This window comes from Anditalea andensis, assembly GCF_000714815.1.
In the GTDB taxonomy this organism is placed as follows: Bacteria; Bacteroidota; Bacteroidia; order Cytophagales; family Cyclobacteriaceae; genus Anditalea; species Anditalea andensis.
The window spans coordinates 234,667-259,428 of record NZ_JMIH01000022.1 but is presented as its reverse complement, the minus strand read 5'-3'; the positions used below and the strand labels follow the sequence as shown (position 1 = coordinate 259,428).

Here is a 24,762-nt window from a genome sequence, read left to right as displayed (position 1 = left end):
GCACTTATCCCACATACTCATACTTAGAACCTATTAAACCACCTACCATGCAAAGTTTCCGTACTGAAATAGAAAATCCGGTAGTAGAAAAAGATATACTAGAATTAGAAAAAAAGATTGCCCTTTTCCGAAACGGGCAGATCGATGAGGAAAAATTCCGTAGCTTGAGACTGGCACGTGGCGTCTATGGACAGCGACAGCCCGGCGTGCAGATGGTGAGGATCAAACTACCCTATGGAAGAGCCACCTCTGAGCAGCTTAAAAGAATCTGTGAAGTGTCTGAAGAATATTCCATAGGCAGGCTTCACATCACTACCCGACAAGACATTCAAATCCATTTTGTAAGTTTGGACAGGACTCCCGAGCTATGGGCGGAACTGGCCAAGGACGATGTCACCATCAGGGAAGCCTGCGGGAATACAGTACGGAATGTTACGGCATCTGAAACTGCTGGGGTAGACCCAAATGAGCCATTTGATGTAACGCCATATGCAGAAGCTACATTTAAATATTTCCTTAGAAATCCTATCTGTCAGGAAATGGGAAGAAAATTTAAAATGGCCTTTTCTTCCAGTGATGATGACTCAGCACTTTCTTACCTACATGACTTAGGTTTTATTCCTAAAATAAAAAACATAGATGGATTAGAAAAGAGGGGTTTTAAAGTATTGTTAGGTGGAGGATTAGGATCCCAACCACGTCATGCGGATCCTATTACGGATTTCTTGGAGGTAGATCAACTTATCCCTTTCATAGAGGGAGTATTAAGAGTTTTTGACCGACATGGAGAGAGAACCAAACGGCTTAAGGCCAGAATGAAGTTTTTGGTTAAAGAGATAGGAGTAGAGGCATTTTTAGGCCTAGTGAAGGAGGAGCAAAAATCATTGCCACATAAGTCTTATCCCATTGACCACGCCAGCTATGAAGCACTACAGACCCTTCCAGATCCACAAATACCAGCAGTAGACGAACCTACCAGTCTAGGGTATGAAAAATGGAAGATCACCAATGTACTTCCTCAAAAGCAAGAAGGATTTGTAAGTATAGGCATAAAAGTTTTGCTCGGAGATTTTTACCTGGATCAGGCAAGGGCGCTTGCTGATCTGGTAAAGAAATATGCCAATAATGAAATCAGGTTTACCTTGAGGCAGAACATATTGATCAGGGATGTCAAGAAGGAACTTATACCATTCTTCTATCAGGAACTGACTAAAATAGGAATGGGAGACCATGGATACAATAGCCTAGGGGATATCACCGCATGTCCAGGAACAGATACCTGTAACTTGGGGATAGCCAGCAGTACCGGCATTGCTAAAGTATTAGAGGAAGTTATTATTGAAGAATATCCAGACTATCTTTTCAACAAAGACCTCACGATCAAAATCTCCGGATGTATGAATGCCTGTGGACAGCACAATATGGCTGCCATAGGATTTCAGGGCATGTCTATAAAAGTAGGTGACTCAGTAGTGCCTGCACTTCAAGTGCTGCTCGGTGGAAGGATATTGGGCAACGGAGAAGGAGTCTTTGCAGATAAGGTAATCAAAATCCCAAGCAAAAGAGGACCTCAGGCACTCCGTGTACTGTTAGATGATTTTGAAGCCAATGGAGCAGAAAAAACTTTCCCCCAATACTATGACCACATGGAACAGAAGTACTTCTATGACATTCTGAAACCGCTATCTTCTACTGACGATATCGTGGAATCAGACTTTATAGACTGGGGAAACAATGAAACCTATATAAAAGAAGTAGGGGTAGGTGAGTGCGCCGGTGTAGTCATAGATCTCGTATCCACCCTTCTGCTAGAAGCCAGAGAAAAATTGGCCAACGCTGAAGACAGCTATGCAGAAAATAAATATGCTGACAGCATATATCAAACCTACACAGGATTAGTAAACGGTGCCAAGGCCCTATTGCTATCAGAAGGCATCAGTACTAATTCTTATGCCAATATCATTAGCCAGTTTGATGAGGCTTTTATAGGTACATCCAAACTAAACCTAGGAAAAACTTTCAGTGAGATCACCTATCAAATGAAAGACAATGAACCTAGTGCTAATTTTGCCCAAGCGTATCTTAAAGAGGCGATGGAAGTATTTAGGCATATGAATGAATATAGAGGTAAGGAGGTGAATGCATGAAAAACACAGTAAAACCAAAAGTTACATTAATAGGTGCCGGGCCTGGTGACCCGGAATTGATCACCTTTAAGGGCATATTGGCATTGGGAAAAGCGGATGTGGTGCTATATGATGCGCTGGTAGATAAGCGTCTACTGGACCATGCCCCCGACTCTGCTCTGAAAATATACGTGGGCAAAAGGAACAACAGTAAAAGAAACCCGCAGGATGAAACCAATAGGCTCTGTGTATACCATGCACAGAAACATGGTCACGTAGTCAGGCTTAAAGGTGGTGATCCATTCGTCTTTGGAAGGGGGGCGGAAGAAATTGATTATATTGAGCAGTTTGGTATAGAGACTGCCGTAGTACCGGGTATTACGTCGAGTATATCCGTACCCGCTGCTGCCGGTATTCCAGTGACTAAGCGCGGTATTTCTGAAAGCTTCTGGGTAATCACAGGGACTACTTCCTCAGGCAAGATGTCTTCTGATCTATACTTAGCGGCACAGTCCACGGCTACGGTGGTAGTACTGATGGGTGTAAATAAGCTGCAGCAAATAGTAAACTCTTTCACCGCCGCACACCGGGGGGACACACCCATCGCCATCATCCAAAGTGGTACCACTAGGGATGAGAAAATAGTAGCAGGTGTGATAGATGATATTAAGGAAAAAGCCGAAGCAGCGAAGGTAGGCACTCCCGCCATCATTATCATAGGGGAAGTGGTGAAAGAAAGCCCACGGCTAATGGAAGTCTACCGCGAAGTAGCCTACGCAGAAACTAGGGTTGCATGAACAGATAAACTAATCACCTTTAAAGAAAATTGATATGAATGAATTGTTTCCTATATTTTTAAAAGTGAGCCAGTTGAACGTGCTTTTGGTAGGCGCGGGTCTAGTAGGATTTGAAAAGCTAAGTTTTATGCTCAAGTCCAGTCCCCACGCCCACGTAACAGTGGTTTCCAAAGAAATTTCAGATCCGGTGAAGGAACTTGCCCAACATGCAAAGAACGTTACTTTGATAGTAGATGATTATGATGAGAAATACCTTGGCGGTAAACACATAGTCATTGCAGCTACCAATTTTCCCGAAATCAATAAGCAGATACATCATGAAGCCAAAGAAAGATATCTCTTGGTGAATGTGGCCGATACACCGCAATACTGTGATTTCTACCTTGGAGGTATTGTCACAAAAGGAAATCTCAAAATTGCTATCAGTACCAATGGCAAATCCCCTACTACGGCCAAGCGCCTTCGGCAATTGCTCGAAGAGGTCCTTCCCGAAGAGATCAATGACCTCCTGGATAATCTGAATGCCTACCGTGATACCTTGAAAGGTGATTTTGAGTATAAGGTAAAAGCAATGAACGATATTACTGAGATTTTGGTAGAGAAGGGAAAGGTAATATAGCTTAATTAATAAATATATTCGACATACAGTTTATTAAGCAAATATATTCTCACCTTTTATCATGAATGACTACCATTTATTCATATAAAGTTCCGGAGCATTAAATCCTAAAACTCTCCAATAAATATATTCTTAAATAATTAGGATCGATTTAATATAACCCTTCTATTCTGATTATTCTGAGCATTTTAAGTCCTTGATCTTTACTAATATTATGGACTTTGGTAAAGATGTACAAGGCATATATCCCTATCTTCAGTAAATATATAATTTATTAGTCGCTTCTCTATATCAGCCTCCACCTCTTATATGGGCATTTAGATTTTTTTATGTTAATTCTCACCAAAAGAAGACTCAATTTACAGGGGATCCTTAATACCTACATTAAATTATCCTAAATCATTATTTAATAAAGAATACTTATTTACGATTTTATAACGGTTATTAATGAAAATTATATTAATACACTAGCATCTGTATCTCCTCCAAAAGATTTAGAAAATCATATTAATAAAAATCCTCCATCCTCCTCACCGGAATATCCTTTCTATCCAGATCTTGCAAAAGCATCCTGCCATTTTTATAGGCATATCCTTCTTCAGTCAATTCCCAAATCAGCGGGGCCAAATTTAAAACCGTCGCCTTACATCCCTGCATGGTAGCCCCCATATTCCCTGTTCCTTTACTTAATGCTGCTTCATTTTCTATTTCAAATGGACCACTATAACCTTTTTCATTCAGGGTATTGATAAAGCTCCTCCAATCCATGCTGTCACCTCCACCAAACCCAGGAAGAGTGGCTTCATAGTGGTGACGGTCCCAATTGCTCTGTGCGGTGGGCACTCCTGCCCGATCAGCTAGATCTTGTTTAATTTTATGCATAGGATATAAATTCCCCCAAAATACACTGTTGCCCTTCCGGGTAGATTTCACATGGATCCTTTTGAGACGGGCGAGTTCTGTATGGCGAATAACTTCAGTGGGATCTACATGTTGCCATACATCATGAGAGGGGTCGTAGATTTCCCCGTGAGCTTCGCTTGGGATCAGTTCATACATCAGCTTACGTGCAGCCAATACCCCCGGCAGGTTATTAAATGTACTACTGAGGCCTGCAGAATTCCATCCTTCCATGGGGCAGTTTTCATACAGGATAGTGACACCCAGGTCTTCTGCATATTGGATGATCGGCTTAAAAACCCTTACATATTCCTCAAGGTTTTTTTCAAAACCGCCGTCCTGCATACCCAGTTCATGGTTATACCCTACAAAAGTGCCCACGGTAACATCATTATCATTTCCTCCCATTAAATAAGCCATTCTGATCAGCTTCAGTAGGTGATTTTGGTTATTTATCTTTTGCTGTTCATTTCCACCTATCAGATTGTCAAAAGCACCTATCGATAACTTTAGGTGGGCAGCATTAAATTTATTCAATATCTCCTTGGCGCTGTCTGGAGTAAAATGATCATAATCCATATGGGTGGCTACAAAATCATCACGTGTCCCGTCTTTGCGGAAAATGCATACGTCCAGCCCCTGCACACCTACTTCCTTTGCTTTTTCTATCACTTGATCCAGGTTTAAGTGATCAAATGCGGAGGTCATGATCCAGATAGGGTTATTCATGTCAGTCTATTAGTTTTAGCCATAAAACCTAAAGATAAAAAATACTGCCCGTTGGTCAAATCCCTCTTACCATTATTGTTCTTCCTAATTAAAGGATGGTTAAAATAAATATCTAAAACATTCGCAGCCAAAATTTTCTTATCTTGTGGATATATAAATATGAGATAGAAGAAATCAAGCACGAAGAGACATCACACATTATGTTTATCCTATATGCGAGATATCATTTACCTTTTAAATTCAAACCCTATAAACATGAAACACAATATTTACCTAGGTTTGCTAGCAGGCTGCCTATCATTGGCCAGCATATCCTGTTCGGAAAATCAGAATAATCTGCCCGTAACAGAAGAAAACAATAAACCTGAGGAGGTTAATTTTACAGTAGACACATTATATTCAGCATTAGAAAATCCCTGGGGAATGGTATGGCTGGAAGACGGAAGAATGCTAGTAACAGAAAGAAAAGGTGAAATTCTCATCTTCGAAAATGACGAATATACCGGTAATAAAATCCAAGGTATGCCGGACGTCTACGCTCGAGGGCAGGGTGGTCTTTTAGATATACAGCTACACAAAGGCTGGGTATATATAGCCTATGCCAAGCCTATGTCAGGAGGTGGCGCCACTACCATTATGAGGGCCAGAGTAGATGGCAACAGCCTGGTAGATCAGGAAGAACTTATTGTAACCAGCCCGGCATCTAGTGCCGGGGTCCACTTTGGCTCAAGGATAGTATTTGATAATGAGGATTATCTATACTTTAGTTCAGGAGAAAGAGGCACAAAAGAAAATGCCCAAGACCTGACCAATTCCCATGGAAAGATACATCGAATCAATCTGGATGGAAGTATACCGGATGACAACCCTTTTGTAAATGAACCCAATGCAATCACATCCATCTGGACATACGGAAACAGAAATCCTCAGGGAATGGTCTATGATGCTGAAAATAACCGTATCTGGCAACATGAGCATGGACCAAGAGGAGGTGATGAATTAAATCTAGTAGTGAAAGGAGAAAACTATGGCTGGCCACTAGTGACTTTTGGAATAGATTACGACGGCAGTACGATTACGGATATACAAGAAAAAGAGGGGATCAAACCTCCAGTTCATTACTGGGATCCATCCATTGCGCCCTGTGGTATGGCTTTGGTAACCAGTGATAAATACCCTGGTTGGAAGGGGAATCTTTTAATAGGAGCATTGGCTCATCAGCATGTAGCCAGAGTGACCCTAGATGGAACATCCTTTGGGTCGGAAGAAAGGCTGCTTCAGGATATAGGAAGGGTAAGACATGTAGCCCAGAGTACAGATGGTTATATATATGTCGTCACCGAAAGCCCTGGTTTATTGGTTAAGTTAGTCCCACAGGATTGACCAATATCCCCACCATCACATTAAAAGTGTAACAAAACAAAAAAGGCGGATAAATTCTCCGCCTTTTTGATTTGTATGGATATAAAAATTAGAAAGTATACCTGACAGAAAGAGCAAATCCATCGGCCCAAAATTCAGTATACCCAATAACATCAAAAGCAGGCTTCCAATCAAAAGATAAATTAAGAGGAATCTCCACAAAAGTATATTCAAGACCAAGGATACCGTCTATACCCACGGTGGTATAAGACCTATTCCTATCTCCCCAATCTCTTCTGGCATTGGCGTTATAAAATCCTACGTGAGCCCCTGCACCATAATACCATCTAAGACCTCTGGCTTCTGGGATATCTCTATGTACCTCTAGTAACCCAGTTACCATGAGACCTCTCCATCTACTGTGGATAAGCCCTTCAAATGCCACTGCATCAGATAGAAAATGTTTGATCGTAACTCCCCCGCTGTTTCCAGCTCTTAAACCTAAAGCGGTATTGTAATCCTGAGCCATGGCTTTCTGCCCTAAACTTAATCCCGCCATCATGATGACAGCAAACATGAATTTCTTAAACATCATATGATAAAATTTAAACGTAAAATAATAAGTAATTAAAATTGATAAACTTCTGTGGCAGTAAAACAAATATCCAGTTTAATGTCATGGATCTCTGAAGGTATTTCCTTCTCCGGTGGAAAAAAAGAGACTCCCGCCTTTAAAACCTCTTGCGGTAATGCTTCCAAAAACCGGTCATAAAAACCCTTCCCATAACCTAACCGATTCCCTTCCAAATCATATGCCAAAAGCGGAATCAGTACCATTTGAATATCATCTACCTCGGCTTCTTCGATTAAACCCGGCACTGGTATCCCAAATTCATCTTCCATGATGACCAATGGAGTCCCCAGTTTAACATTCTTCATCTGCCGCATCTGAAAATCTGTTACCGAAGTATACAAAGTTATGTTTTTATTAAGTAAATTATCTATCAGGGGTAGCGTATCTATTTCATTTAATTTTTTAATTGATAGGAAAATATGGACATGTGTGATATGGGCATGAGCATCAAGAAATCCCATCACTTTATGGGCTATAGATAAAGAAAACTTAGTCTTTTCATCTAAGGATAAATGTTTCCTTTTAGTCCGGTATAAGCTCCTAAGCTCTTTTTTCCTTTCCATCGCTTTCCAATATTATATAGCGGTAATCTAAAGGATCAAACAGGTCGTGGAGCTGCTGCAGAAAATTTTCATCTGCAAGATAAAACTGTAAAAAATTGAAAAATCTTTCCTGAGGTATTTCTTTAGGAAACAAGGCAGCATGTATAGCTATCATTTTTGAAATTGAATCTTGGTAATTTCTTTCTTCTGCACGACGGATTTTTTTTGAAAAATGATTAATGATTTTATCTATTCTTACTTTCATGCTTTCCACGCTGCGCTGAAGGGTCATATCTACCTTTTCCACATCCTTCTTCATATGCTCTATGACTTCATTAATTTTTTCTTTTTCATATACCAAGCACACATCCAGCTTGGAATGCTGTTCAATATATTGTTTTTTCCACAATACAAAGTCCTGAAAAATTTCCTGATGGGTCAATCCAAGACTCTTAATTTTTCTTTTGGTATTGGTATCAATCACCATAGCAAAATTTCTGGGCATCAACATAGGAAAATCAGTACCATAGAAATCAAAAACTTCCTTTAACTGAAGCCAATAAACCACTTCTGCAGGTCCCCCCAGATATGCTAGGTTTGGCAGAATCGTTTCTTGATACAGCGGTCTCATCACCACATTAGGGCTAAATTTTTCAGGAGTGGATTCGATCATCCTCTCTATTTCCTCCCAACTAAACTTCAGATCAGTATTGGTAATCTGGTAATGGCCGTCTTGTTGAACAATTCTTTCTCTAAGACCTTTGTCTAGGTAAAAAAAATTAATTTCGCGTGGGTGGATCTGTGATTTGTAGCCAAGTGTTTCAAGTGATGCAGTACTCTTCTGCACCAGATCATTGGCTTTTTTTTCGAGCAAATCAGACTGGATCACCGGCACAAAAAGCCTCTTAAGATCTCGATGGTTTCCGTCTACTACCACTAGGCCTTTCTCACCAAAAAGATGATTTACATACCTCAATACTGCTTCACCTAGATTTTTAGATTCCAGGTAGGCTGCTTTAAAAAAATCGGGTATAAAACGATTATTCTTAATTAACTGCTTTAGGTTCTCATCAATTTCAAATTCCCCCACAGCGCCCTTTTGCGTAGAATCCCAAATGTATTTCTCCCCATCTAACTGAAAATGATTAATCTCAGCAAAATCATGATCCTCGGTGGCCATCCAGTATATCGGAACGAAATTAAAATCCGGGTACTCCCTCTTTAGTCTTTCGGCCAAATTAATGGTAGATACTATTTTATATATAAAATACAAAGGCCCGGTCATCAAATTAAGCTGGTGACCTGTAGTAACTGTGAAGGTATTGCTTTCCCTTAATAAACCTATCGAAGTAGATTCCAATCCCGCTTCTGCATATTGGTTTTCAAGCACTCCTGCTAACACTTCCCGGTACTGCTGGGGAAAACTTCTTTCTCTTATAGCCTGTTTAAAATTTTCAATTTTTGGGAAAAGCTTGTAAAAAGGCTTAAGATTTTCCTTTTGATAAATATAGTCCAGAAAAAATGTAGAAAACTGTCCGGTACAGTCCGGATCAATAGAAGTTTTTTGCATGTGTTATAAAATTCAGGAATTAACCAAGAGTATGAGACCTCTAACTTTTGATCACGTGTTAAAGTTCGCAAATTTCCTGTAATTACAACAATGGTTTTAAGACTGTTTAAATATATCCAAAATTATGTAAAGCATTTAGATGCCTGAAATGTTAATTTTGTACAATTAAGATAAGCGATGAAAAAAGAAATTCCTATCACCGGTATGAGTTGTGCGGCATGTGCTGTCAATGTAGAGAACGCCCTGAAACAGCATCCGGGCGTGGCTTCTGCCACAGTAAATTACGCCACTCACTCTGTCATGGTGACGGCTGTACATGAGCTGGATCTGATAGGAATGAAAGAGGTAGTCCAACACGAAGGATATGACCTCATCATAGAAGACATCCAAGCAGAAGAGCTTGAAAGGATGAAAGATGAGGAATACAAGAGACTTAAATTCAACACCATTTCTGCAGGAGTTTTGGCTTTTCCTGTATTTGTGATCGGTATGTTTTGGATGCACATGCCGTTTGGTAATGTGATCATGTGGGTGCTGACCACCCCGGTCCTCCTGTATTTTGGTCGGTTGTTTTTTATCAATGCTTATAAGCAGGCCAGAATTTTTAAAGCCAATATGGATACATTGGTGGCTTTAAGTACTGGTATCGCGTATGTTTACAGTACATTTAACACCTTCTTCCCTGAATGGCTGATAAGCAGAGGCTTAGAGCCCCATGTATATTTTGAAGCCGCAGCCATTATTATATTCTTTATACTGCTCGGAAGACTGATGGAGACCGGGGCAAAAGCAGGTACAGGTGAAGCATTAAAAAAACTGATGGGACTCCAGCCCCATGAGGTGACTGTAACCAAAGACGGTGAGGAGACCATTAAAAAGACGGAAGAGGTCCAGATAGGCGAGGAAATCATCATCCGACCTGGTCAGAAAATCCCGCTCGACGGAAAAGTGGTATCCGGAGAATCATTTGTCAATGAAAGCATGCTCACAGGAGAACCCCTTCCAGTACGGAAAATTCTAGGGGCTAAAGTCTTTGCAGGCACTATTAATGAGAAGGGCAGCTTTACATTTACCGCTATACAGGTAGGCAAGGATACCTTACTCGCCCAGATAATAGAAAGAATCAAAGAGGCGCAGGGAAGCAAAGCACCTGTCCAGTATCTGGTGGATAAGATCGCAGGGATTTTTGTTCCTATCGTATTGATAATATCTGTTATTACTCTCTTGATATGGGGCTTTTCGGGGGTGGAAGACAGCTGGCTGAGGGGCATGCTGTCCATGATCACCGTGCTGGTGATAGCCTGTCCCTGTGCACTCGGTTTAGCTACTCCCACCGCTGTCATAGCAGCTATAGGCAAAGGGGCTAAGTTGGGCATGCTCATCAAAGATGCAGAAAGTCTTGAGCAGGGAAAGGAGATAGATACATTGCTCCTGGATAAGACCGGGACAGTCACCGAAGGAAAGCCTCAAGTGATAGCCACCCATTTTGAAGGAATAAACGAAGAACAGATAGGCGGTATCCTCAAATCTATAGAAGCCAAGAGTGAGCATCCTTTGGCTCTGGCAGTAGTGGATCATTATAGATCCTATAGCACCCCGCCCATTACCTCTTTCCAATCCCATACCGGTAATGGTGTAAGTGCCCAAATAGAAGAAGACAAATACTGGATAGGTAAAGCAGGATGGCTAAAGACTCAGGGTATTGGATATAATGAAAATTTTAAAACCCATGTTAGCACACAGCTCGATAAAGGCAACATAATCATCTATGTGGCCCGTAATCATGAGATGATTGGCTTTATCACGATAGCTGACCCTATAAAGAAAACCTCCAAAGCGGCGATAAAAAAAATTCAGGCCCTCGGGATACAGGTACATATCATTTCTGGTGATCAGCAAAAGACAGTTAGACATATCGCAAATGAACTGGGGATAAAGGAGTATAAAGGGGAGATGATGCCGGAGGATAAAGCCAGGTATGTAAAAACTCTACAGAAAAAAGGGCATCTTGTAGCCATGGCTGGAGACGGTATCAATGATAGTGAGGCACTTACATTATCAAATGTCAGCATAGCTATGGGCCATGGATCTGATATAGCTATGGATGTGGCTAAAGTCACACTGATCCATTCTGACCTGATGCAGATCCCCAAGTTTTTAAATCTCTCAAATAAAGCCGTATCCGTAATCCACCAAAACCTCTTTTGGGCATTTATTTATAACCTCATAGGTATTCCTATAGCTGCAGGTGTGTTGTATCCAGCCTTTGGTTTTTTACTGAACCCAATGATAGCAGGAGCAGCTATGGCATTGAGTTCGGTATCGGTAGTCACTAATAGTTTGCGTTTAAAATAATCTGAACATCCATACTATGAAACCGAGCATGATCTATTATTTTCTCCTATAAGGATATTTTAATAAGTATGTAATTAACCCTATAACCAATTAAAATCAAATCATAAAGCTATGAAAGAACTCAATTTTAAAACCAATATTAAATGCGGAGCATGTGAAACAGCAGTGAAGCCGCATCTTGATAAACTTGATAACACCTCCTGGCAGGTAGATCTTAAACATCCGGATAGGATATTGACCGTAAAAGGGGAAACTGATATACACCGGGTAATTAAAACAATAGAAGGGGCAGGATATACTGCAGAGCCAATTTAGAAAAACAATTCCTATCGATTATCCATTATTTTATTAAATTTGTTTTTAACCGAACTGCGTCCTTCTGTGGGCGCAGTTCTTTGTTAATCTAAAACCGATAAATGATAGCATACGAGAAATTTGTACTGGATAATGGTTTACAAGTAGTAGTCCATGAGGACCATACTACCAAAATGGCAGTACTGAACATTTTATACAAAGTAGGATCTCGTAATGAAATAGTAGGGAAAACCGGTCTCGCCCATTACTTCGAACACCTGATGTTCGGTGGGTCAAAAAATGTACCTTCCTTTGATACAGCTTTGGAGAAGGTCGGAGGTAGTTGTAATGCCTTTACCAATACTGATATCACCAATTATTATACTTCGCTACCTGCTATAAATCTTGAAACGGCTTTTTGGCTAGAGTCAGACCGAATGCTTCACCTAAATCTGAGTGATAAAACCATAGAGACCCAAAGGAAAGTAGTCATAGAGGAATTTAAGCAGCGATACCTAAATCAGCCTTATGGAAATGCCTTTCATTTGATGCGAAATTTGGCATATGATGTACATCCTTACAGGTGGCCCACTATAGGCCAGAGTATCACAGATATAGAAAATTATCAGCGGCAGGATGTGGAAGATTTTTTTCTCACACATTACCGTCCGGATAATGCTGTCATGGTAGTGGCCGGTGATGTGACTATAGAACAAGTGAAGGAGCTATCCGAAAAATGGTTTGGTGATATACCCGCTGGGAATATTCCTAAAAACACCATCCCCATGGAACTTCCCCAGCAGAAGAAAAAAATTTTTACCATACACGCAGATGTACCTACGGATGCCTTATATAAGGTATATCATGTACCCGGCAGGCTGGAAGAAAAGTATTTGGAATGTGATCTGATTACGGACATTCTGGGGTTTGGCAGATCCTCTATACTGGAGCAGAAATTGGTAAAAAACACAGACATTTTCGCTTCCTGCAGTGGCTATGTGATGGGAAATGTAGATCCCGGACTGATGGTCTTCAATGGGAAAATGGAAAAAGGGCATACAGCAGAGGAAGCAGAAAAAGTGCTCGATGAAGTGATAGGGGACTTTTTAAAAAGTGAAATATCCCCCGCGATGCTAGAAAAAGTAAAAAACCAAGCTGAAGCCATGAAGACTTTTGAAGCTGTCCAGTTATTGAACAGGGCTATGAACCTGGCATACTATACCCATTTGGGAGATACGGATCTTTATCTAAAGGAATATGAAAAGAAAACTGCCATCCCAGCCGAAAACATTATTACTGTAGCTAATGAGCTAATGGTAGAAGAGAATTCTTCTGTTTTATATTATAAAAAAACAAAGGAATAATTAATGGTAATTCAAACAATCAAGACATTATGAATAATTTTAGGATAGGATTTGGATACGATGTACATCAGCTTCAAGAAGGCTATGAATTTTGGCTGGGGGGCATTAAACTCGCTCACGAGAAAGGGGCTGTTGGGCATTCGGATGCAGATGTGCTTATCCATGTGATTTGCGATGCAATACTGGGCGCGGCAGACCTTCGTGATATAGGATTCCACTTTTCAGATACAGATCCACAGTACAAAGGCATAGACAGTAAAATTCTACTGAAAGAAGTGATGAAACTTCTTAGAAACAACGGGTATGAACTGGGAAACATTGACACAACCATCTGCCTTCAGCAGCCAAAGGTGAACCCTCATATTCCTTTGATGAAACAGTGCCTTGCGGATGTAATGGAAGTGAAAACCTCACAGATTTCGATAAAAGCTACTACTACGGAAAAACTCGGATTTGTGGGAAGGGAAGAAGGAGTGTCAGCTTATTGTGTAGCCTTGATCCAAACAAAAGAGAATTAATGGAAAGAGAAGTTAAAATTATCACTACTGAAGATGGTTCTAATTCTCTCTACGTGCCTTCTCTAAATGAGACTTACCATTCATTCCATGGAGCCTACAGAGAATCTATCCATGTATTCTTACTGTATGGTCTGGAATACTGGGCCAGTCAAAACAGAAATAAAAAGCCTATCCGGATATTTGAAGTGGGCTTTGGTACTGGGCTGAATGCATGGCTTACACTAATATGGGCAGAGCAAAACCAGACACCGGTCCTATACCATACCATCGAGCCTTTCCCTCTTGAAAAAGGAATCTACGAGCAATTAAACTATACCGGAATGGATGAAAATCTCTCTCATTTCCATCCATTTTTTGCCCTACTCCATGATGCTTCCTGGGATCAGGGAACTGTAGTTTCCCAATATTTCAACATGAAAAAAGACCGCAATACCCTAGAGGAAGTGCAGCTTTATGATGCTGATATCATATTTTATGATGCCTTTGCCCCCAGCAAGCAACCCGAACTTTGGACTAAGGAGATGCTTTCCAAGGTGGTAGAGGTAATGAACCCCGGCGCGGTATTGGTCACCTACTGTGCCAAAGCGCAGGTAAGAAGAGACTTAAAAGATTTAGGTTTAGAGGTACAAATTCATCCAGGCCCCCCAGGCAAAAAGGAGATGACAAGGGCAATTAAGCCGGCGTAAATAATAGAATAATTTCATATCAGATAACTTTTACACGATAGTATATCCTATCTTAGTATAAAAGAATTAAGCTATGAAAATTAAAGCCATAATATCTGACTAAATGATCCATGAAGCCATGCGATGTGTTGAGGCTGATACGGTGGCCGCAACCTTAAAAATTGCATTGACTGCCTTTATACTAATCAAAAACTCAAGGAATTGGGATCATATGATTGGGGGGGGGGAACCTATCCTATTTAAATATTCAGCTAAAACAGTTCGGGTCAAAAATGATCTATGAAAGGTTTAGTTTTATATACTCCCATCTGTATAGAATATTTCAGAGCTAATCCTGCCTATTTAAATTTATATTTTAGTGAAAAATATTAATAATCAAATCTATTTTTATGATTATCCGCCTTCTGAAGCACCTCTTGATGGCACATCCATGCGTCTAACCATCAAAAGACAGTCCACTGATCTCAGTATTGTACAATTAAAAAATTTACTAAGAATCATAATTCAAAAATAAAATCTTACCTATAAACTTGTTTTTAAGTAAAAATTAATATTTAAAAAAAAATGAAATGATATCTGCAATGTCATTATTAATGGAAAGTATCACACTTCCAGGTGGCTATTGTGTTCTTACCAAGTCCTCCCTCCACCCGGTCTCATCCTTTGGCTTGGACCGCCTTCCTGTCTTTCCTGTGGTTTGAAGTTACCGATGATGTAGGTAAAGCTTAGCATGGCATATCTGGTCAGCACCTGGGTAAAGACATCGTCTATGGCCACATCTGATACATTTCTGCTGATGCTGTTATTTTGCTTTAGCAAATCAAACACATTCAGCTTTAGCTCTCCTTTGTTGTCCTTTAGGAACCTCATTCCTGCTTCTATGTTCCATAGCCATACTGACTGGTCTAACCCTTCTGACAAACCTCTATACAAAGCATTATTGACCGTATTGGCTATAAATAACTTCCCATTGTTAGGAGAATAATACATTCTCAAGGTAGAATTTTGAATATAAAAATTGTTATTCAGATTGGTTTGAAGGGAACTGTTGATGATGCTATATGTACCAGTTGTTGTCAGGGTAAAGTCTACATCCTTGCTTATATTACTAGTAAGTGTGAGACCCTGACTCAGACCAATATTATCATTAAAGTTCAATTGTTCATTGATTATACCTGGTGTTCTGTTAAAACTGACGCTGGAATTCATATTAAAAGTGGATCTTAAAGGGGTTACCGGTACACCATAGGTCATAAACAAACGACTATTAATTTGACCATCCAGATTTACCGGAGAGGTCAACTGGCCCCCTCTTCTTAAAACCACTTCTTCACTAATGGCAGTATCCTGCTGGGCAATAAATGTACTGTTGCCAATAAAATTATCCGTCATAGATGCAAAAAGGAAAACAAAGAAAGTTTTTGATTTTTCAACGTTCATTTTAGAGAAATTGGCAAAAATGGTGTGGTTGAAACTCTGCCCCAGATTAGGGTTACCCGTACGCATCTGTAGTGGGTTAGCATTGTTGACGACATTCTGTAATTGTTGCACATTCGGTTCATTGGTATTGGTTCTGTACCTTAACCGGATGGATGTGCCATTTTCTTTCCGATACATGATATTCATAGAAGGCAGTACATTATGAAATGATCTTTGGAAAGTAGCTTCTACGGGGAATATACTTGAATTGTCAAGTGCAGCATTTTGGTAATCCACACTAAGATTTACATTGAGCCCTTTGTTATTATATCGGTATCCTGTACCGGCGCGCTGGGTGATAAACCTATTGTCAAACTGGTTACTCAAAGCAGTATCCAGTACCATCATCCCTTGTTCAGCGATCAGCTGGAAGGTACGCTGGTCAGCAGAAGATTTGTTGTTCCCTATCTGGTAGCTTAGTGTCCCTATAGCTCTCTCTGAAAGTGGCTCTGTATAGGTTATATTTGTCCTATAGTTAAATCCATCACTCAGAGCAAAGGTTTCTTGGTTTAAGGTATCATAAGCATTGCGCACATAATCTCGGGTAGAAGTAATGAGAGCGGTATATTCATCCCGCTTATTATAGGCAGTAAATATATTGGCAGAAATAGTCCTTCCTATCTTGTCAAATTTATACCTATAAGTAAAATTGTTGGAAAAATTATAGGAATCAAAATCAGCATCAGAGATTGTTCTGGCCTCACTGAGAGGATCAAGGACCCCGGTTAGATTGATGGCATCACGATCATTAAAACTGGTATTGGACTGCCCTGTGAATGATGGAGCTATGATGATGGCATTTTTATCGTTAATGTCATATTCTATTCTACTATTTACCCGGTGATTATTACTTCTGTTATTGTTCAATAAAGCCTCCTGATACAATTGTCGGTTATCATCGGCAAGGATGATTTCCCGGTTAGTCAACTGGGACACATTGTTTAGAGTAGAATTGAAAAAGTAACTGGCGGTTACATTGGTTCTTTCTCCCCATTTATCACTATAGTTTAATCCAAGTGAATTAGTAGTTATGATTCCATTATCCTGAGGAATAGCAAAATTATTACTTCCGCCCCCTGGCCGACCTCCTCCCTGACCTCCACGGCCACCACCACCTTCAATCCCTACTAGATCTTGGGAAGAAAAATTCTGTTGGTTGATATTATTGAACAGGCCTATGACGGAAATTCTTTTATTGCCTTTAAAAAAATTGAGGTTTCCTCCTGCAGAGTAACGGTCATCTGTGCCATATCCACCATAGATTCTACCAAATTGGCCATTTCTTTTATCTTGTTTAGTCACTATATTGATGGTACGGGCATAGTTTCCATCATCAAATCCTGTAAGCCTGGACTGGTCAGATCGCTGATCCAGGATTTCTACTCTGTCTATGACATCAGAAGGCAGGTTTCTTAAGGCAAGAAATGGGTCGTTTCCAAAAAATTCCCTACCGTCTACCAACACTTTCTGTACCTGTTCGCCACGCGCCTGGATCTCCCCATTTTGGATAGTGACCCCTGGTATTTTTCTAACCAGATCTTCAGCTACAGCATTCTCTCTGGTCCTAAATGCATTGGCATTAAAAGAAGTAGTATCCCCTTTCATCTCTCCTACCGGCACTTGACCCTGGAGAACAAATTCGTCCAGAAGCTTACTGTCTTCTTTTAGCTTAAGTATTCCTAGGTCAGGATTGTCATCACGGCTTAAGTTAATTTGGATTTTTTCAAACCCCAGATATGAAATTTCAACAGTTACGTTCAGCATTACGGGTCGGGCCACTGTAAAGTTACCGTTTACATCCGTAATACCTGAAACCAGGATGGAGTCAGCGGGGGATTTTACTGCTACGTTTGCCCCTATCATAGGCTGGCCTGTATTTCCTTCCATTACGCTTCCCTTGATCTCCCTCCCTTCTCCACGCTGCTGACCTACACTCATGCCCACAGTCCCTATTAAAAATAACGTCAGCCAAACCCTTATAGTAGAAATAATCATATATATTTATGTTATGACAACTGTCTATCAGAGACTTATAAATCCAGCTGAGAGATAGTATTTTAAATGATCATATTATTTATCTGCTGCGACAATTACGAGCGCACAAATGTAGGGGTTAGACCAAAATGCCCTCAAAAAGTTTAATTTCTATATGGGCGAAATTTTAAAAGGAAAAATATCTTTTTAGATGGTTCTTAATTGATATTAATCAAAAAGAATCTACCATAAGATTTAGAGTAATTACTTTACAATTTATCTGATTCCCTTATTTTAAATCAAAAGGTACTGCAGCAATTGTAAAATGCAACAGCTCTCCTTTTGCTCATAATTAAAAAAACCTGATGCAAAAACACCAGGCTAAATATTATACTTTAATTATACTTTAGATAAGATTTCCTTATAGTTTATCCCCATATGGCTATTGGCATATTTGACTTCACCTTTTTGGACAAGCAATACCTGCGGGGACTGGTGTACCACATCAAACTCTTCTGCCACCTTATTGGATACCTCTCTATAGGAGTGCAGGTCAAGATAATAAGGTTTAATATTAATGGTATCTTCTTCTTTCCAATTGCGGTTTAACCGGTCCCATGCCATGCTGCTGATAGAACAGGTGGTAGAATGTTTAAATATTAACACAGATTTATCATGGCTCTCTTTTTTTATTTCTTCTAATTGAGCAAGACTTTCTAATTTTTCCCAATTCATATCTCTATTTTTTAATTACTATTGTATATATGGTTTCTATAAACAAAAATAGTGCTTACATATGCTTTGCAGCATAAAATAAATGCATGTCACTTCCCCTATACCATTTAACAAAAAACAAGAAAAAAGATGCACCTTTACGCTATCTTATTTATAGGCATTTCGTTATCCTTGTAAATCGAAAACCTAGATTGATGAAAAAAATTTTAATTGCCTTAGTTTTTATATCTGCATTTGCTTCCTGTAAAAAAATCAATCCTGATAAGCCTAAGTTTTCAGGGGATCCTATAGAATTACCTTCTGCCACGTCTTCCATTAATTTCCCATTGGAAATATCTTTCCAACAGTTAGAAAAAAACCTGAATAAGGAATTTCAAGGGTTACTCTTTGAAGAGAAAGACCTATCAGTAGGCAGCGGTCTGAACACTGACCTTCAGGTGACCAAAATGGGAGATGCCAAACTGAGCAGTAAAGGAGATCATGCTTTAAAGTTACAAATCCCTCTCCGGCTGAAAGGAAGCTTGAAAGTGGAGAAAAAATTATTAGGACAGCTTATTTCCACAGCCATTCCATACGATGAAGTCCTTAATCCAGAAATTAGCTTTACACCGGTGATAGGAGAAAACTATGATCTATCATTCCAAAATATCACCATAGACGGATGGGGAAGGTCTATGAGATACGAATTTTTAGGTTACGCCATTGATTTTGATCCCCTGATCAGAAAGCATCTTCAAAACATGCTTAACACTCAGTTAAATAATAGCAACTTTAAAGGGCTTAGTTTTAGAAGCTTTATGGAAGATGCCTGGAAAAATTTCAGCCAACCTGTGCGGTTTGCGCAAAGTGGGATCGATGGCTATGTATTTACCAGACCTCATACCGTAAAAGTAGGCAACATATCCACTGTCAATAACAAATTAAGTTTAAACCTGGGCCTTGAAGGAGAAGTTATTTCAGAAGTAGGAAAATCTCCATCAGTCAGACCAGTAGTATTACCCAAAATCAGCCCCAATGATAACACTCAAAACCTAATAGACATTACGCTTCCTTTAAGGGTGGGATATGAAGCTATAGACCAATATCTAAATGCTGAATTGGTAGGTGAACCTATCACTATAGATAAAAGTACCCAGCTCATTCCCAGGGGTTTTTCCTCTCAAAGTTTTGGTGATAGAGCTTTGGTTAAAATGAATTTTACAGCAAAGAGATCTGGCAAAAAGGATATCAATGGAGATATATATTTAGTAGGTAAACCAGCTTATGATCCACAAAAACAGGCTATCTATTTTGAAGACATCGACTTTGATTTGAACACAAAAAATGTACTGGCAAACTATGCAGGATGGCTGAAACAGGGACAGATCCTAACTCAGATGAAGAAAAGAGCATATTATCCCATAGGCGCATATCTGGATGAAGCCAAGTCTGAAATCCAAAAACACAATCAAATCCAAACTGATTTTGCTTCTATATTTATAAAAAACCCTAAATTGGATGTATTGGGAATTTATGCCACTCAGCAGGATATCCGGTTATATTTAAATTCTACTGGCAGGTTAGACGTACGGATCAATGATTTATAAATGAAAAACATATTTATTTTGGCCATTTTGATATGTTGCATGATTTCAGAGCAAGCTTTAAGCCAGTCGGTCCCGAAAGATCTGGAAGAAAAAATAGCCAGTATGACCACTGTAGAAAATGGCAAAACAGTTCCGTTAGGCTATTTTATAAATAACATTGGGGAGAAATACAGCTTTGGTGATTTTCAGGGTAAGCTTATAGTGGTGGACTTTTGGGCCAGTTGGTGTGGTCCATGCATTCAGCAGACCCCCTACTTTGAAGCTCTATCTAAAAGATTTGCAGAAGATGAAGTTGTCTTCCTAAAGATATCCATAGATGAGCAGCAGTCGTTTTGGCAAAAATACATTTCAGACAGAAACTGGGTGAAAGGCAGTTATTGGATGGGTACAGATGAACAAAATCCTATCTATCCTTTTGTCTATACAGAATATGAGGAAAAGAACTTTAAAGGAATCGTCACGGCTGTTCCCCGCTATGTGATCATTTCAAAAGACGGAACAATCCTAAACAATCAGGCCATTCACCCCAGTCATCCCCGCTTGCAAAGAGAAATCAAGAATTATCTCAAAAATTAGTTCAGGATAATTTTGGGCCAATATGTTCTGATTCATTTATCACCCCCCCGATTTATTGCAGCCTGGAACCTATATCTTCTTATAGGATTATAATGGTTGAATTATATGATGTATTCCGAAATAATGGCCAGCAAGGCCGCAAATATTATAATAAGGAGTTTTTTGAGCTGAAACCTGTGCTGGGGACTACTCTCAAAAATAATGGTAGTGGAAATATGGATAAAACCGCCTGCTACAAGTCCATATAAAATATTTAGCGTCCGTTGATCTATAAGCGCTATATCATATAGCACACCTGTAAAAAGCATGCCCAATGGTGAGGCTAATGCAAAAATAACCAATAATACTAACACCATTTTCTTTTTCATTCTCGTCAACAAAACCGCCGTCAATGCAAATGCTTCCGGTATTTTATGAACAATGATCCCTATTAAAAGCGTTTCGCTGCCATGGTGATGCCCCGAAAGCTCTGGCTGTTTTGAAAGTAAGGTCCCTTCCAAAAAAGCATGCAAAAAAAGTCCTATCATCAATGTCAAGACAGTATTCTTTTCTCCTCCCGGATGCTGGTGGATATGGCCGTGCTCAATACCTGAAGACATAAATTCCAAAATCTGCTGTAGAAGGAACCCTAAAAGGATATAAAGGCCCATATAATAAGCAGACCCTCTATCGGCAAACAGCTCAGGAAAAATATGTAAAATAGTAATGGAAAAAAGATAGGCGCCTGCAAATACCAGCACCAGCTTAAAGCTGTTTTCATTCCATTTTGGAATATTCAGCGCTACTAAGCCAGCAGCCAATGCTGCTAAAAATAAAAGAATAAAATTAATCAACATGCATGGTTTTTTTAGCTATAAAAATCATTCGATCACTGTTATCCACATCAAAAGGGTTTAGTTTATAATCCCCAAAGACTGCTTCTACCCTAAACCCTGTGAGATGCAAGTAAGTCCTAAACTCTTCCTCTTGGAGGATCTGAACCCTTTCCTGAAAATAGTGAGCCAGTCCCCCAGCCTTAAATACTATATCCTTAATGATATAGCCTTCTTCTATCCTCCTCCCAATATTAAAATTTATACCTTCTATTTCTTTTACTTCTTTTACTATTAATTCTCTGATGACTTTATGGGGGTTTAGATAATCGATCAGAAAATATCCTCCTGGGACGAGGTTCTCATAGACTGAATTAAACACCGAGAGATTTTCCTCTTCTGATGTAAAATAGCCAAAACTGGTAAAAAGATTTACCACATGTGTAAAGGCGTTTTTATTAAAAACCTCTCTCATATCATGGACAGAGAAAGTCAATCTATCATTATTAAATCTATTGGCAAAAGTTATATTTTGGATTGAAAGATCTATACCCGTCACCTTGGCTCCTTTTTGATTTAGATAGATGCTGTGCCTCCCTTTTCCACAGCCCAGATCCAGAATAGCATCTTCAGGCTTCCACTGGAAATAGCGGTCTAAGTTATCTATAAAATCTCTAGCCTCCTGTGCATCCCTGTTCTTATATAGCTGGTGATAATATGGAGAGTCAAACCATGTGCTAAACCATCCTTCTTTTACCTCTTTTAATTCTTCCATTAATTTAATGTAGAGATAAATGGTTTAAGGCCTTCACTTATATACGTATTGATATTTCCTTCTTCATCATTGAATATTAAGAATATCTCTATATTACCCAGTTCCTGCTGCAGCGCAATGGATGCCTCCGTGCCCATCACCATAAACGCTGTAGCATAAGCATCTGCCATCATACAGTTCTTTGCCAGTACTGTAGCACTTAAAAGCCCATGCCTGACCGGATAACCTGTAAATGGGCTTATGGTATGAGAATATTTCACTCCATCTCTTACATAAAAGTTTCTGTAATTACCAGAAGTGGCCAACCCTTGGTCCTGTAATGCGATAATGCTAAAGATTTCATCAGCTGCTCCTTCTTCATCTGGTCTGTTGATCCCTATTTTCCAGAGTTCTCCATGTTCATTTACTCCTCTGCCTACCAGTTCCCCACCTATCTCTACCAGCATATTCTTTATTCCCTGGCTTTCCAAATAGTCCACCACCACATCTACCCCATATCCTTTCGCTATAGCACTGAAATCCAGCTGTACTCCTGGACGCAATTTGAAAGCAATGTCCTGATCAAAAGAAACCAGGTTATAATCGACTGTCCGAAGTATTTCTCTGATCTCCACACTGTCTTTTAACTGTGCGCCTTCTGGGCCAAATCCCCATATATTGGTAAGTGGACCTATGGTAGGGTCAAATGCACCCCCGGTCTCCTCAAATACCTGCTTACTCCCTTGCAAAACTGAAATAAAGTAATTAGTCTCTATCTGCAAAGTATCCCTGCTGTTAAACCTACTTATTTCAGAATCTGGTACATAAGTGGATAACGACTGATTAAAATCCACTAGGACAGAATCTATGCCCTGCTTAAACGCTCTACGCTGATCATCCAGATACACTACCCTATAGGAAGTCCCCATAGTCTGCCCAGTGATGACTATTTTGTTACTAGCTACCTCATCTGCAGGAAGGTTTGGATCCTGTTGATTCTGTCTGTATAGGAAAACAATAAATACTATTAATAATAAGATGATAGAATAGATAATATTCTTTCTCGCATTTTCTCCCATGCTCATTTTAAAATTTTCACAAAGTTAATTTATATTTTTAATAAAGACGATCATTGTAAGATAGAAAGCAGCTGATACCTGATAAGTTCCTTTACCAACCAATGCAATAAACCACTGTCCTTTTCTTTATATTTGTAATCCAGTCCATATGCATGGGTACCTGAATCTGCTATGGATAAGGATTTAAAAATAAGTAAAAATGAGAGAAGACTACTTAAGTGGAGATGGTGAGAGCCTTAGTTCTTCAGATAGAGAGGTAGAGAAAGCATTACGACCGCTTAGTTTTGATGACTTTACAGGCCAATATAAAATCCTTGAAAACCTTAAAATCTTTGTATCTGCAGCTAAAAAACGGGGAGAATCTCTTGACCATGTTTTGTTACATGGCCCTCCGGGCTTGGGCAAAACGACCCTTAGCAATATTATAGCAAACGAACTGGAATCAAATATAAAAATCACTTCAGGCCCAGTATTGGACAAACCATCAGATCTGGCGGGACTGCTGACTAACCTGGAAGATGGTGACGTGCTTTTTATAGACGAAATTCATAGACTTAACCCTGTGGTGGAAGAATATCTGTATTCAGCCATGGAAGATTTCAGGATAGACATCATGCTGGATTCTGGTCCCAATGCCAGGTCGGTTCAGATTTCATTAAATCCATTTACCCTCATCGGAGCTACTACACGGTCAGGACTACTTACATCCCCCTTGCGGGCCAGGTTTGGGATAAATGCCAGATTGGAATATTATGATGCCAAACTGCTGACCACTATAGTCATCAGATCTGCCAGTATTTTGGCCACCCCCATAGATGAGGTGGCTGCCTACGAAATAGCCAGAAGAAGCAGAGGAACACCACGTATAGCCAATAACCTGCTCAGAAGAACACGTGATTTTGCGGAAATTAAGGGTACGGGAAAAATCACCCTTGACATTTCCAAAATCGCACTTAATGCATTGGATGTGGATGAAAACGGGCTAGATGAAATGGATAATAGGATTTTGATGACCATCATAGATAAATTTAAGGGAGGTCCTGTGGGTTTAAGCACCATTGCCACTGCGTGCGGAGAAGAAGCAGAAACCATAGAGGAGGTATATGAGCCTTTTCTTATACAGGAAGGCTACTTGAAAAGAACCAGCCGCGGAAGAATGGCTACTGAAATGGCCTTTAAACACCTGAACATAAAACCAAATTTTGGTGCAGGAAGCGGATCGCTCTTTGATAATGTGTGATACCAGGAACATTCTGTACCTATTTTCTGCT

At 39.7% G+C, this 24,762-nt stretch carries 21 protein-coding genes and 1 pseudogene; 12 read left to right on the top strand and 10 right to left on the bottom strand.

Annotation, left to right across the window (positions count from 1 at the left end; translation table 11 throughout):
- Positions 1 to 47 precede the first annotated feature (47 nt).
- From EL17_RS13915 to EL17_RS13905, 3 genes are read left to right on the top strand one after another with little or no spacing between them, the layout of a single operon-like run.
- Positions 48 to 2,147, top strand: coding sequence for a HEPN domain-containing protein (locus EL17_RS13915; RefSeq protein WP_035075170.1), 2,100 nt, complete (start codon positions 48 to 50; stop codon positions 2,145 to 2,147).
- Positions 2,144 to 2,923 carry a uroporphyrinogen-III C-methyltransferase gene (gene cobA / locus EL17_RS13910; protein WP_035075168.1) on the top strand — a complete coding sequence of 260 codons (780 nt, stop codon included), beginning with the start codon at positions 2,144 to 2,146 and terminating at the stop codon, positions 2,921 to 2,923. The genes EL17_RS13915 and cobA overlap by 4 nt, the downstream gene beginning before the upstream one ends.
- 34 nt (positions 2,924 to 2,957) lie before the next feature.
- The gene (locus tag EL17_RS13905; protein ID WP_035075166.1) at positions 2,958 to 3,542 is read left to right on the top strand and encodes a precorrin-2 dehydrogenase/sirohydrochlorin ferrochelatase family protein; all 585 of its coding nucleotides are present in this window, start codon (positions 2,958 to 2,960) and stop codon (positions 3,540 to 3,542) included.
- Positions 3,543 to 4,049: 507 nt separating this feature from the next.
- Here EL17_RS13905 and EL17_RS13900 read toward each other — a convergent pair.
- Positions 4,050 to 5,171, bottom strand: coding sequence for a sugar phosphate isomerase/epimerase family protein (locus tag EL17_RS13900; RefSeq protein WP_035075163.1), 1,122 nt, complete (start codon positions 5,169 to 5,171; stop codon positions 4,050 to 4,052).
- A 255-nt stretch (positions 5,172 to 5,426) separates the two neighbouring features.
- Here EL17_RS13900 and EL17_RS13895 point away from each other — a divergent pair, with 255 nt between their 5' ends.
- Positions 5,427 to 6,554 carry a PQQ-dependent sugar dehydrogenase gene (locus EL17_RS13895; RefSeq protein ID WP_035075160.1) on the top strand — a complete coding sequence of 376 codons (1,128 nt, stop codon included), beginning with the start codon at positions 5,427 to 5,429 and terminating at the stop codon, positions 6,552 to 6,554.
- Between the two features lie 88 nt (positions 6,555 to 6,642).
- Here the strand turns inward: EL17_RS13895 and EL17_RS13890 are convergent, their stop codons facing one another.
- Genes EL17_RS13890 through bshC form a run of 3 tightly spaced genes read right to left on the bottom strand, consistent with a single transcriptional unit; the run spans position 6,643 to position 9,279 of the window.
- A complete protein-coding gene (locus EL17_RS13890) occupies positions 6,643 to 7,128 on the bottom strand; it encodes a hypothetical protein (protein WP_084166228.1) in 486 nt (161 codons plus the stop codon).
- A gap of 32 nt (positions 7,129 to 7,160) precedes the next feature.
- Positions 7,161 to 7,730 carry a 5-formyltetrahydrofolate cyclo-ligase gene (locus tag EL17_RS13885; RefSeq protein WP_035075155.1) on the bottom strand — a complete coding sequence of 190 codons (570 nt, stop codon included), beginning with the start codon at positions 7,728 to 7,730 and terminating at the stop codon, positions 7,161 to 7,163.
- Complete coding sequence (bshC, locus tag EL17_RS13880; protein ID WP_035075153.1) at positions 7,708 to 9,279, bottom strand: bacillithiol biosynthesis cysteine-adding enzyme BshC; 1,572 nt, start codon at positions 9,277 to 9,279, stop codon at positions 7,708 to 7,710. The genes EL17_RS13885 and bshC overlap by 23 nt, the downstream gene beginning before the upstream one ends.
- Before the next feature lie 177 nt (positions 9,280 to 9,456).
- Here bshC and EL17_RS13875 point away from each other — a divergent pair, with 177 nt between their 5' ends.
- The 5 genes from EL17_RS13875 to mnmD all read left to right on the top strand — a co-directional run bounded on the left by EL17_RS13875 (position 9,457) and on the right by mnmD (position 14,496).
- A complete protein-coding gene (locus tag EL17_RS13875; RefSeq protein WP_035075151.1) occupies positions 9,457 to 11,634 on the top strand; it encodes a heavy metal translocating P-type ATPase in 2,178 nt (725 codons plus the stop codon).
- A gap of 111 nt (positions 11,635 to 11,745) precedes the next feature.
- Positions 11,746 to 11,949: a heavy-metal-associated domain-containing protein gene (locus EL17_RS13870; protein ID WP_035075148.1), complete on the top strand. Its 204-nt coding sequence runs from the start codon at positions 11,746 to 11,748 to the stop codon at positions 11,947 to 11,949.
- 101 nt (positions 11,950 to 12,050) lie between these two features.
- A complete protein-coding gene (locus EL17_RS13865; protein WP_035075146.1) occupies positions 12,051 to 13,292 on the top strand; it encodes a M16 family metallopeptidase in 1,242 nt (413 codons plus the stop codon).
- A 29-nt stretch (positions 13,293 to 13,321) separates the two neighbouring features.
- Positions 13,322 to 13,810 (top strand): 2-C-methyl-D-erythritol 2,4-cyclodiphosphate synthase, encoded by a 489-nt coding sequence (gene ispF / locus EL17_RS13860; protein WP_035075144.1) that lies wholly within the window; start codon positions 13,322 to 13,324, stop codon positions 13,808 to 13,810.
- Positions 13,810 to 14,496 carry a tRNA (5-methylaminomethyl-2-thiouridine)(34)-methyltransferase MnmD gene (mnmD, locus tag EL17_RS13855; RefSeq protein ID WP_035075141.1) on the top strand — a complete coding sequence of 229 codons (687 nt, stop codon included), beginning with the start codon at positions 13,810 to 13,812 and terminating at the stop codon, positions 14,494 to 14,496. Before ispF ends, mnmD begins: the two co-directional genes overlap by 1 nt.
- Before the next feature lie 630 nt (positions 14,497 to 15,126).
- On the opposite strand, the gene EL17_RS13845 is transcribed toward mnmD, so the two are convergent.
- The 3 genes and pseudogenes from EL17_RS13845 to ytxJ form a co-directional block, all read right to left on the bottom strand.
- The gene (locus EL17_RS13845; RefSeq protein WP_394332167.1) at positions 15,127 to 17,580 is read right to left on the bottom strand and encodes an outer membrane beta-barrel protein; all 2,454 of its coding nucleotides are present in this window, start codon (positions 17,578 to 17,580) and stop codon (positions 15,127 to 15,129) included.
- Positions 17,581 to 17,619: 39 nt separating this feature from the next.
- Positions 17,620 to 17,913: pseudogene (locus EL17_RS24360) on the bottom strand (carboxypeptidase-like regulatory domain-containing protein); the annotation flags it as partial.
- Between the two features lie 435 nt (positions 17,914 to 18,348).
- A complete protein-coding gene (gene ytxJ, locus EL17_RS13840) occupies positions 18,349 to 18,684 on the bottom strand; it encodes a bacillithiol system redox-active protein YtxJ (RefSeq protein ID WP_035075134.1) in 336 nt (111 codons plus the stop codon).
- Between the two features lie 194 nt (positions 18,685 to 18,878).
- Here ytxJ and EL17_RS13835 point away from each other — a divergent pair, with 194 nt between their 5' ends.
- Positions 18,879 to 20,270 (top strand): DUF4403 family protein, encoded by a 1,392-nt coding sequence (locus tag EL17_RS13835; protein WP_035075520.1) that lies wholly within the window; start codon positions 18,879 to 18,881, stop codon positions 20,268 to 20,270.
- A complete protein-coding gene (locus EL17_RS13830) occupies positions 20,271 to 20,846 on the top strand; it encodes a TlpA family protein disulfide reductase (protein WP_035075132.1) in 576 nt (191 codons plus the stop codon).
- Positions 20,847 to 20,947: 101 nt separating this feature from the next.
- Here the strand turns inward: EL17_RS13830 and EL17_RS13825 are convergent, their stop codons facing one another.
- Genes EL17_RS13825 through EL17_RS13815 form a run of 3 tightly spaced genes read right to left on the bottom strand, consistent with a single transcriptional unit; the run spans position 20,948 to position 23,491 of the window.
- Positions 20,948 to 21,682: a ZIP family metal transporter gene (locus EL17_RS13825; protein WP_035075129.1), complete on the bottom strand. Its 735-nt coding sequence runs from the start codon at positions 21,680 to 21,682 to the stop codon at positions 20,948 to 20,950.
- Positions 21,672 to 22,433 carry an SAM-dependent methyltransferase gene (locus EL17_RS13820; protein WP_035075125.1) on the bottom strand — a complete coding sequence of 254 codons (762 nt, stop codon included), beginning with the start codon at positions 22,431 to 22,433 and terminating at the stop codon, positions 21,672 to 21,674. Before EL17_RS13820 ends, EL17_RS13825 begins: the two co-directional genes overlap by 11 nt.
- Positions 22,433 to 23,491, bottom strand: a complete 1,059-nt coding sequence (locus tag EL17_RS13815; protein ID WP_035075517.1) for an FAD:protein FMN transferase — start codon at positions 23,489 to 23,491, stop codon at positions 22,433 to 22,435. Before EL17_RS13815 ends, EL17_RS13820 begins: the two co-directional genes overlap by 1 nt.
- 199 nt (positions 23,492 to 23,690) lie before the next feature.
- Between EL17_RS13815 and ruvB the strand changes: the two genes are divergently transcribed.
- Positions 23,691 to 24,731, top strand: a complete 1,041-nt coding sequence (gene ruvB / locus EL17_RS13810) for a Holliday junction branch migration DNA helicase RuvB (protein ID WP_035075123.1) — start codon at positions 23,691 to 23,693, stop codon at positions 24,729 to 24,731.
- Positions 24,732 to 24,762: the final 31 nt, after the last annotated feature.

Coding starts and splice junctions, on each gene's coding strand:
- EL17_RS13915 (WP_035075170.1), top strand. CDS start 48: ATGCAAAGTTTCCGTACTGAAATAGAAAATCCGGTAGTAGAAAAAGAT.
- cobA (WP_035075168.1), top strand. CDS start 2,144: ATGAAAAACACAGTAAAACCAAAAGTTACATTAATAGGTGCCGGGCCT.
- EL17_RS13905 (WP_035075166.1), top strand. CDS start 2,958: ATGAATGAATTGTTTCCTATATTTTTAAAAGTGAGCCAGTTGAACGTG.
- EL17_RS13900 (WP_035075163.1), bottom strand. CDS start 5,171: ATGAATAACCCTATCTGGATCATGACCTCCGCATTTGATCACTTAAAC.
- EL17_RS13895 (WP_035075160.1), top strand. CDS start 5,427: ATGAAACACAATATTTACCTAGGTTTGCTAGCAGGCTGCCTATCATTG.
- EL17_RS13890 (WP_084166228.1), bottom strand. CDS start 7,128: ATGATGTTTAAGAAATTCATGTTTGCTGTCATCATGATGGCGGGATTA.
- EL17_RS13885 (WP_035075155.1), bottom strand. CDS start 7,730: ATGGAAAGGAAAAAAGAGCTTAGGAGCTTATACCGGACTAAAAGGAAA.
- bshC (WP_035075153.1), bottom strand. CDS start 9,279: ATGCAAAAAACTTCTATTGATCCGGACTGTACCGGACAGTTTTCTACA.
- EL17_RS13875 (WP_035075151.1), top strand. CDS start 9,457: ATGAAAAAAGAAATTCCTATCACCGGTATGAGTTGTGCGGCATGTGCT.
- EL17_RS13870 (WP_035075148.1), top strand. CDS start 11,746: ATGAAAGAACTCAATTTTAAAACCAATATTAAATGCGGAGCATGTGAA.
- EL17_RS13865 (WP_035075146.1), top strand. CDS start 12,051: ATGATAGCATACGAGAAATTTGTACTGGATAATGGTTTACAAGTAGTA.
- ispF (WP_035075144.1), top strand. CDS start 13,322: ATGAATAATTTTAGGATAGGATTTGGATACGATGTACATCAGCTTCAA.
- mnmD (WP_035075141.1), top strand. CDS start 13,810: ATGGAAAGAGAAGTTAAAATTATCACTACTGAAGATGGTTCTAATTCT.
- EL17_RS13845 (WP_394332167.1), bottom strand. CDS start 17,580: ATGAAAGGGGATACTACTTCTTTTAATGCCAATGCATTTAGGACCAGA.
- ytxJ (WP_035075134.1), bottom strand. CDS start 18,684: ATGAATTGGGAAAAATTAGAAAGTCTTGCTCAATTAGAAGAAATAAAA.
- EL17_RS13835 (WP_035075520.1), top strand. CDS start 18,879: ATGAAAAAAATTTTAATTGCCTTAGTTTTTATATCTGCATTTGCTTCC.
- EL17_RS13830 (WP_035075132.1), top strand. CDS start 20,271: ATGAAAAACATATTTATTTTGGCCATTTTGATATGTTGCATGATTTCA.
- EL17_RS13825 (WP_035075129.1), bottom strand. CDS start 21,682: ATGTTGATTAATTTTATTCTTTTATTTTTAGCAGCATTGGCTGCTGGC.
- EL17_RS13820 (WP_035075125.1), bottom strand. CDS start 22,433: ATGGAAGAATTAAAAGAGGTAAAAGAAGGATGGTTTAGCACATGGTTT.
- EL17_RS13815 (WP_035075517.1), bottom strand. CDS start 23,491: ATGGGAGAAAATGCGAGAAAGAATATTATCTATTCTATCATCTTATTA.
- ruvB (WP_035075123.1), top strand. CDS start 23,691: ATGAGAGAAGACTACTTAAGTGGAGATGGTGAGAGCCTTAGTTCTTCA.